The sequence below is a fragment of the Sulfurimonas sp. genome, from assembly GCF_026991475.1.
Lineage (GTDB): Bacteria > Campylobacterota > Campylobacteria > Campylobacterales > Sulfurimonadaceae > Sulfurimonas.
The window spans coordinates 23721-31368 of record NZ_JALXBK010000001.1; the positions used below are offsets into that span (position 1 = coordinate 23721).

The 7648-nt window shown below is 33.7% G+C and carries 11 protein-coding genes and 1 pseudogene; 1 reads left to right on the forward strand and 11 read right to left on the reverse strand.

Going from position 1 to position 7648, the window contains the following annotated elements; all coding sequences use genetic code 11:
• Window positions 1-2: 2 nt before the first annotated feature.
• The 9 genes from MV589_RS00130 to MV589_RS00170 all read right to left on the reverse strand — a co-directional run bounded on the left by MV589_RS00130 (window position 3) and on the right by MV589_RS00170 (window position 6326).
• Window positions 3-1052, reverse strand: a complete 1050-nt coding sequence (locus tag MV589_RS00130; protein WP_297430912.1) for an efflux RND transporter periplasmic adaptor subunit — start codon at window positions 1050-1052, stop codon at window positions 3-5.
• Entirely contained in the window at window positions 1049-2323 is a 1275-nt protein-coding gene (locus MV589_RS00135) for a TolC family protein (protein ID WP_297430913.1), read from the reverse strand. Before MV589_RS00135 ends, MV589_RS00130 begins: the two co-directional genes overlap by 4 nt.
• Window positions 2298-2951, reverse strand: a complete 654-nt coding sequence (locus MV589_RS00140) for a TetR/AcrR family transcriptional regulator (RefSeq protein WP_297430914.1) — start codon at window positions 2949-2951, stop codon at window positions 2298-2300. Before MV589_RS00140 ends, MV589_RS00135 begins: the two co-directional genes overlap by 26 nt.
• A gap of 82 nt (window positions 2952-3033) precedes the next feature.
• Window positions 3034-3612 (reverse strand): ion channel, encoded by a 579-nt coding sequence (locus tag MV589_RS00145; protein WP_297430915.1) that lies wholly within the window; start codon window positions 3610-3612, stop codon window positions 3034-3036.
• 3 nt (window positions 3613-3615) lie between these two features.
• Window positions 3616-3930, reverse strand: a complete 315-nt coding sequence (locus tag MV589_RS00150; RefSeq protein ID WP_297430916.1) for a hypothetical protein — start codon at window positions 3928-3930, stop codon at window positions 3616-3618.
• Complete coding sequence (locus tag MV589_RS00155) at window positions 3927-4259, reverse strand: DUF4282 domain-containing protein (protein ID WP_297430917.1); 333 nt, start codon at window positions 4257-4259, stop codon at window positions 3927-3929. Before MV589_RS00155 ends, MV589_RS00150 begins: the two co-directional genes overlap by 4 nt.
• A gap of 2 nt (window positions 4260-4261) precedes the next feature.
• The gene (locus tag MV589_RS00160) at window positions 4262-4498 is read right to left on the reverse strand and encodes a hypothetical protein (protein WP_297430918.1); all 237 of its coding nucleotides are present in this window, start codon (window positions 4496-4498) and stop codon (window positions 4262-4264) included.
• Between the two features lie 23 nt (window positions 4499-4521).
• The gene (locus tag MV589_RS00165) at window positions 4522-4884 is read right to left on the reverse strand and encodes a carboxymuconolactone decarboxylase family protein (protein WP_297430919.1); all 363 of its coding nucleotides are present in this window, start codon (window positions 4882-4884) and stop codon (window positions 4522-4524) included.
• A gap of 83 nt (window positions 4885-4967) precedes the next feature.
• Entirely contained in the window at window positions 4968-6326 is a 1359-nt protein-coding gene (locus tag MV589_RS00170) for an OprD family outer membrane porin (RefSeq protein WP_297430920.1), read from the reverse strand.
• A 151-nt stretch (window positions 6327-6477) separates the two neighbouring features.
• Between MV589_RS00170 and MV589_RS00175 the strand changes: the two genes are divergently transcribed.
• Window positions 6478-7224, forward strand: coding sequence for a carbonic anhydrase (locus MV589_RS00175; protein WP_297430921.1), 747 nt, complete (start codon window positions 6478-6480; stop codon window positions 7222-7224).
• A 21-nt stretch (window positions 7225-7245) separates the two neighbouring features.
• On the opposite strand, the gene MV589_RS00180 is transcribed toward MV589_RS00175, so the two are convergent.
• Window positions 7246-7503 carry a hypothetical protein gene (locus MV589_RS00180; RefSeq protein WP_297430922.1) on the reverse strand — a complete coding sequence of 86 codons (258 nt, stop codon included), beginning with the start codon at window positions 7501-7503 and terminating at the stop codon, window positions 7246-7248.
• Window position 7504: 1 nt separating this feature from the next.
• Window positions 7505-7648: pseudogene (locus tag MV589_RS00185) on the reverse strand (arsenate reductase ArsC); the annotation flags it as partial.

A 7648-nucleotide genomic window follows, 5' to 3' on the forward strand; every position in this document is an offset into this window, starting at 1 on the left:
TTCTATTCCTCTACTTTTAAAGCGTAACCACTTGTGAGTTTTAGTAAAATATCTGGTTTTGCAACAACAATTCTTTTACCTTTTAAATTCTGTGAAATAACAACACCCTGCTGTGCACTTTGAATAATATTTACCTCTTTTGCCTCTGCTTGAGCACCATTTATAACAAGAACATAACTTTTGCCATTTTTATTTAGTAGTGCATCAAATGGAAGGAGTGTTGCTTTTTGGTTAAATACAACAACATTAACCTGAACTCTATCTCCACTTACAAGATGTGCATCTCCTGTATAAACTTTATACTCTGCAAGACCGTGATAAGTTGTGTTGAGTGGTGTTGCTGCATAAAATTTATTTTCAAATTTCACACCGCGTATTGGCAGGTCAGTAGGCACTCTTACCATAAGGTAAAATCCATTTTTAGAGCTTATTGCAACAAGTGGTTTGCCTGGCGCACTGATGCTCCCTTGATTTGTAAATGTTTTAGAGATAACACCATTAACAGGTGAGACAATTTTTGCATAAGAGAGGTTGTTTTGTAACTCTATCTCTTTTTGTTTGAGTCCATTTAACCCTGCTTGTGTATTTGCTATCATTGTAGTCTCTTTTTGAGACTCTTCAATGGAAGCACCCTGTACTTTGAGTAGGTCTAGGGTTCTTTTATGTGTTGCTTCAAGGTTAGCAAGTGCTACCTTTGTAGCCTGTATCTGTTCTTGTACACTTTTAAGAGAACTTCTAATTGTAGTTGTGTCAAGTCTTACAATTACTTCACCTTTTTTCACCCGCGTGCCACTTGGTTTTATCATCTCTATTCTTGCTGCAATTCTTGAAGCAAGTTTCACATCTTTATCATTTGCTACCTCTGCCAAGTATGGAAGAGTAAGTGTTACGGCTGATATTTTTGGACTCATAGCTTTTGCTACAATAGGATAAATCTTTGCTTTAGGCAAATTTGCATCATGCGCTCGTGCCTCTTTTATCTTTTTTACACCTGCTATGCCAAGACCTACGACTACTATTAACGCTATTATTATTTTTATATATTTGTTCATTTAACCATCTCCTCTATATTGTTTGCATAAATTACAGCGAGTTGCATAACTGTCTGCCATTTTTGCGCTTTTGCTTGGTAAAGTTTTGCTTTTGCATCTACTACATCATCTTCATAGCGTAGATACTCTTCGGTTGTGAGTCTTCCACTTTTGTAGTTTATTTTAGCGATCTCTAAAAGTTTTTGTTTGTTTTTTATACTTTTTTGTGAAAGCTCAATTGATCGCTCCAACAGTGGTAGTGAAGAGTTGAGCATATCGGCTTTAGATGTAAGCTCATCATTTAGTTTTTGCAGTTCTACTCTTTGAGCATCAAGTTCTATTTCTGATTTTGTAATAGCATCATATCGACTCATAGCCAAAAGTGGAATATTGACATAAACGCCAATCTCTCCATAATTTTCATCTATGTTATTTTGCGTATTATAGGCTCTAGCCGTTGAGTAAGAGTAAACGCCATGTGCTACTACTGATGGATAGAGTTTCTCTTTTTGTGCATGTACATTTAGCTGGGAGGCTTTTATTTTCTCTTGAAGAGGTTGCAGTGATTTAAGAGCACCTTTTCTTACAGGGCTAAGCTCTTGCATGGCAATTCCATCACTGAGTTTTATACCTGTGAGCGTCTCTATTGAACTTACAGCTTTTTTCTTTTGTAGTTCTATATTGTTTTTAGAGATACTTATCTGATTTAATCCATCATTTATTTTGTAAAGTGCTGAGGCAGGTACACGACCATTATCTACTTTTATCTTGAGTGTTTTTTCAGTCTCTAGCAGAGATTTTTCTTTTAAATCAAGTGCTTTTTTTAATTGGCTAAGGTAGAGTAGATTTGCATTGCTTCCTACTATTATTGCCTCATTTTGCAGCATATTTATTCTTTTTTTTGCTTTTGCACTCTTTTGCATAGCTTTTGCTTCATCTGCCATTGTGTAGATTGATTTTACAAAAATTGGCATAGAGAAGTTTGCACCAGCTTTATAGATGTTATAACTAAAAGGCTGTGAAATGTCATCTGCTGGTGTTATCATTCTTGTCAGTCTATTTGGTGCAACAGGTACCATTCCTGTAGGGTCTGAGTAGTTGTCATAGGTAGCAAAGAGATTTACTTTTGGGTAAAGCTCCGATGTAGCCTGTGAAGCAGATATAGCTGCTTCTTTGACACTCATTTCATCTGATTTTGTCTGCGCATGAGACTTTAGCGCACTAAAGAGCTCGGGCAGTGTGTGGGCGCTTAGCAGATAGGGCAGGCTAAGCGCAAGTAGGATTTTTTTCATTTTTTACCTCCAGCATAAGTTTAATTTTTGTAAATATGTAGTCCGAAATTTCATCAATATCGCAGTCACTACATGTATCTAAGTCTGCGTTGAGTGCTACTGCGTTTGCGCGTAACGGTTTTGTTGTAACAAGCAGGTTGATAGTGCCTACAATCATAAAGTGAATAATCATAGGTATGACATTATGAAAGATGCCTTGTGATTCTCCCTCTTTTAAAATGCTACTAAGCAGTGTAAAGAGTTTTCGCAGGCTCTCAAACATCATCTCCGGAAGGTGAGCACCGCTGTCACTGAGTTCTCTTAATATGAGTGCAGGCAAGTAGGGGTGCTCATCACAATATTTGGCATATGTTTTGATGAATGCTTCTAAATCAGCAAGTGGTGAAACGCAGCACTTTTCGCTCTCTATGACCTCTTCATGTATCGCATCTAAAGCGTGACTCATTACAGCGCTGTAGAGGCCTGCTTTATTTTTATAGTAGTAAAAAATCATTGCTTTGTTAACATTACACTCTTTTGCTATTTCTTCAGCAGTCGTAGCTTCATAGCCATTTTTTGCAAAAAGCATCATTGCATTTTGAATAATGCTTGCTTTTGTAGCCTCAGCATCTCTTGTTGGTTTTGCCATTTTTCTATCCTATTAACTAACTGGTTAATTATAACTGATTTTTTGTAAAATGAGACTTAAATGTTAGTAATTATTAAAAAGATTATTTTAGAATATCTTTATTTTGATGTGCATAGATAATAATAGCAACAAATACACCACCTTGAATTACACCTAAAATAACTTCTGAAATAACAGCCATCATTGCATTTAGAGTTTGAGGTATCCAGTCTCCTGAACCAAGTGTTGTAAATGTTACAGCTGAAATATACATAGATGTTATAAAACTATGCTCATGGATTGTTTGAAGGTTTTGAGGGCTAAACTCTGAATTGAGATGAAAAAGAGTAAAGACATCAAAAATGTTAAAAACAACTGCATAGTAAATAATGGTAACAATGGTTACTTCAAAGTAAAGGAGTACAACCTGCATAAGTGCTACATGAAAATGGTGTTTTGAACGGCTAAAGATGTAAATTGCACTATCAAGCAGAGCAAAACGCACTAAAACTATGTAAAAAATATTGGCTATTAAAATTTCATCATGGTAAGTTGTAAAAAAAGCAACCTCTTTTATGTGAAAATACCACTCAAAAAGAAGAGGCAATAAAACCATAGGTATAACAAGAAATGCTATATTTATATTTTTAATATAACGCTTATCTCTTTGAAAATAACTCATATATTAGTTGTTGTTTGCAAGAAGTGTTTCAAAGGCTTGTGTAATCTCTTCAGCTTGTACTAACCCCTCTAAAAAGATTTTTCCATTTAAAAAGAAAGTAGGGTCTTTGCTTACACCCTCTTCAACAGCTTTAAGTGTGTCGTATTCATAGTCAAATGAGACTCTCACAGGGAGATGTTTTATGCTACAGCTAAGTCTTTTTGAAAATTTTGCAGTGCTTACTCTATCTCCATAAAGAAGACCATGAAAAAGAGGGTACTCTTTATGCTCTGCGTTTAGCACTTCTCCTTGGTTCATTTCGTGGCAGGCTTCATTCATAAAGATTTTCCTTTTAGGTGTGTTGCTATTTCATAAAGATAGTTATGCATATCAAAATAGCCTATCATCGCCTCAAAAACCATTCTCAAACAGAGTTCCATGCAGAAAAAGAGGCTAAATAAAAAGAGAAGAAATAGAAACTTCTTCTCTTTATCTAAATTTTTATATACGCTCATAGCACCTTTGTCCACAGTTTGAAAAAAAGAGACTTTTTTCAAAATATAGGGACGAAGATACCACAAAAAGAGTGGCACTAAAATAGCAAAAATGTAGTAAAAAAATATAAGTACATCTTGTGTTATAAAAGTGTTAAAGCGTAGAAAATCCACTACTATTTTTCTTTGTTCTCACAACGCAGAATTTCTGCATTTTTGATTTTGTCAAGTCTTTTTAAGACATCATCAAGTTCACCCATTGCATCATCATATTGTGCTTGAACTTTTGTTTTTTCCTCTTGTACCTTTTTAATTTGGTATTCTATCTCTTTCATTGGTACGGCACACTGTTTTGCCATAGCCTCTTCTTTGTCCATCATCCAGTCTATTATGCTTTTTAAAAAGTGGTTCATCATTTTTCCTTAGTTTGTTTTATTTAACTTTCAAATGTAGCAAATGCTGCTTTGGCGTTACCCATTACTACACTTGATTGACCATGTTTTACAATTTTTACTAAAAATGCAAGTTCTTCTTTTGTTATGCCCATTTTTTTAAGCATTTTTGTCTGTTCTATTACGCACTCTTCACTGCCTAAAGTGATAGAAGTTACGAGTAAAAGCATCATTGAAGTTTTATCATCAAATGGATTGTTTTCATCTTGAACGCTAAATTTCGAGCTCATAGCCTGTTCAATCAAAAATCTTGGATCAATTGCTTTGGCTGCGTTTAGAGACTCTGGAAGTGCTCCCATTTTTTCTACCATCATAGCTTCTACTTGTTGTGGCGTTGGTGTTTTCATATTTTTCCTTTGTGTATACTTGCATTATATATCTACTAAGTAACTAGTCGGTTAATTATACATCGAATAAATTAAATTTGTTCTTAAAATTTATAGTTTGCTATTACTCTATATTGAGATAATAGTTTGAGTTGAGAGATAGTTCCATCTGCTGAAGCAGCTGTGTTATTTTGAACCCAAATACCTTTTAATTGTAATACAAAAGCTTTCGGAGCTTTATATTGTAATACTATATTGTAATCATTTTGATCTTTATTAAATCTAGAGTTTGAAATATCTAAATAACTTAATGTTGTACTAAATCCTTTTAAACCAAAATTATCATATTTTTGGTTGTAAGCAAATTTTATGCCTTGTGAATTACCAATATAAATACTATCTGAACCTAAAGATTTTCCATAATTTGATGAAAAGAGATCATTAGAAGTAATCATATTTGTATATAATGGCGTTCCGTCCCATGCTAATACTAAACTATCATGCTTATTGTTTTCTTTTAAAACTTTTGAATATGCTAAGATAAATTTTGAACTTTTTATAGTTGTAGCAGCTTTTAATCCTATAGCATTTACAGATATTTTTCCACCTGCAACGCTAGGGTTATTTCTAAAATATGTATCTGCATTTCCTATACTTTTTTGATTAATATATTGTCCACTAAAAGCGACTTTAACATCAGAAAGATTTAATTTATAACTCCCATCCAAATAGACAGAGTTTAAAAAATTCTCTGCATAATAATCATATGCTTTTAAAGAATAAGCATTAGCTTGATGTGTAAAACTTAACATTTCTAAAGATCCAGAATCTGATCCCGTAATAGCTTTTGTTTTATCACCTAAAGCATGTTCGATAATATTTGTAAAAACACTAGACGTTCTCTGTTTAAATCCAGTATAATAAGAAAAAATAACCTTTGTTTTTTCTGCCAAAGTGTAATGTGCAGAAGCTCCTTCAACAGCAGATGGCAATAATCTAACAGCTTTTGCATCAATTAGTGGAGTATGAATTACTTCCCTCCCAATATAAACACCAGTATTTTGATAATCATAAGCAAGATATGCTTCACCTAAAACTGAAAAGCCTTTTCTTGCAACTGTTCCAGAAGGGTTACCTTCAATTCGTACTCCATTATCTCGTCCAATGATTGATGCATCAACACTTGAACCTAAAAGAAATGGATTTGTAGTCATAAATGTTACACCTGCACGAAAACCATACAATGATGCTGAGTCAAAATGTAATTGACCACCTACTGTATTTGCATATGCCGAAGTATTTTTTGTATTTGTATATGAGTTGTCTTTATCTGTTTGTATATAATAATATTTAATATTAGCACTTACTTTACCTTTACTAAAGGCTGCAGAAATTGTATTTACTCTTGTGCTCGCAAGTAAAGCCGATGATAATATCAGTACGCTTAATATAATATGTTTCATGTTTCCTCTATTTTAGCTTTCAATAGTTATCTTGAAAAATTTTACTCCTAAAATGATTAATAAGATATTAAACTTTTTTGTTTTCTTTTCAACAATTTATAAGAAAAATTGTTTTACAATGAATGGAGAAAGTTTATTATAAAGGAAGTAGATGAAGTTTAATAAAATAATAGTAAGTAGTTTAGTTTTCACAGGAAGTTTGTATGCAGGTGTTCTCTCTCATTGGGGGTACACGGGACATAATGACCCTGCACATTGGGGTGATATAAATCCAAAATATGCAGAGTGTAAGCTTGGTGGCTCACAATCTCCTATTAATATAACTAAAGAGATTACGGTTACAACGACTGGTCTTGCTCCAATTAGTTTTCACTATACAACAGGAGCATTAGATGTAATTAACAATGGACATACTGTAGAAGTAAGTGTTAAGCCAGGCAGTTTTATTAAAATAGATGGCAAAGAGTTTGAACTCAAGCAGTTTCATTTTCATACACCGAGCGAAAATCAGATAGATGGTAAAAGTTTTCCTCTTGAAGCGCACTTTGTACATCAGGCAAAAGATGGGACATTAGCCGTTGTAGCAGTAATGTTCCAAGATGGCAAGGCAAATCCTATTATCAATAAAATATGGGAAAAAATGCCCAAAAAAGCTGGAAAGAAATCAGCTTTTACTTTGTCTGCTGCTATGATAAATGAATTGCTGCCTAAGAATAAAAAGTATTATAGATTTGATGGTTCACTTACAACACCACCATGTTCTGAAGGTGTTCGATGGTTTGTTATGAAAGATTATTCTACTGTATCAAAGAAAGAAGTAGAAGAGTTTTTACATACATTACACCATCCAAATAATCGTCCAATTCAACATGTAAATGCAAGAAAAGTTTTACAGTAGATAGGTAAGAGTTTTTAACTCTTACTTGTTGATGACTTTAGATTTTGCAAGGGCTGCGTGAATCTCATCAACAGAGACATCTCCCTCTAAGGAGAGGTTTACATCGCCGTCTTCTCCATGGACTTTCATATCTTTTATTTTTGCTTTTGTATCATCGCTCATACATTCACATTTTCCAGTTGAACAGTTTTGTACCATTGTGACAATATTGTCTTTTTTAACTTCACCTAAAAAGTTGATTTTTACGCCGTCGTTTGTTTTACTTACTTCTCTTTTCATTTTAACATACCTCTTTTTTAATCATTGGGAGTAGCTCTTTTTGCATGAGATCATACGTTTTTTCGTACTCTTCTTCTGCTTTGCCACTTGGGTCTTCAAAGCCTACATGGATGGTTTTGACAGCTTTAGGAAACATAGGACATGT

Excerpts from the sequence above, each read along its gene's own strand:
- MV589_RS00130 (WP_297430912.1), bottom strand. The coding sequence starts at position 1,052 with ATGAACAAATATATAAAAATAATAATAGCGTTAATAGTAGTCGTAGGT.
- MV589_RS00135 (WP_297430913.1), bottom strand. The coding sequence starts at position 2,323 with ATGAAAAAAATCCTACTTGCGCTTAGCCTGCCCTATCTGCTAAGCGCC.
- MV589_RS00140 (WP_297430914.1), bottom strand. The coding sequence starts at position 2,951 with ATGGCAAAACCAACAAGAGATGCTGAGGCTACAAAAGCAAGCATTATT.
- MV589_RS00145 (WP_297430915.1), bottom strand. The coding sequence starts at position 3,612 with ATGAGTTATTTTCAAAGAGATAAGCGTTATATTAAAAATATAAATATA.
- MV589_RS00150 (WP_297430916.1), bottom strand. The coding sequence starts at position 3,930 with ATGAATGAAGCCTGCCACGAAATGAACCAAGGAGAAGTGCTAAACGCA.
- MV589_RS00160 (WP_297430918.1), bottom strand. The coding sequence starts at position 4,498 with ATGAACCACTTTTTAAAAAGCATAATAGACTGGATGATGGACAAAGAA.
- MV589_RS00165 (WP_297430919.1), bottom strand. The coding sequence starts at position 4,884 with ATGAAAACACCAACGCCACAACAAGTAGAAGCTATGATGGTAGAAAAA.
- MV589_RS00170 (WP_297430920.1), bottom strand. The coding sequence starts at position 6,326 with ATGAAACATATTATATTAAGCGTACTGATATTATCATCGGCTTTACTT.
- MV589_RS00175 (WP_297430921.1), top strand. The coding sequence starts at position 6,478 with ATGAAGTTTAATAAAATAATAGTAAGTAGTTTAGTTTTCACAGGAAGT.
- MV589_RS00180 (WP_297430922.1), bottom strand. The coding sequence starts at position 7,503 with ATGAAAAGAGAAGTAAGTAAAACAAACGACGGCGTAAAAATCAACTTT.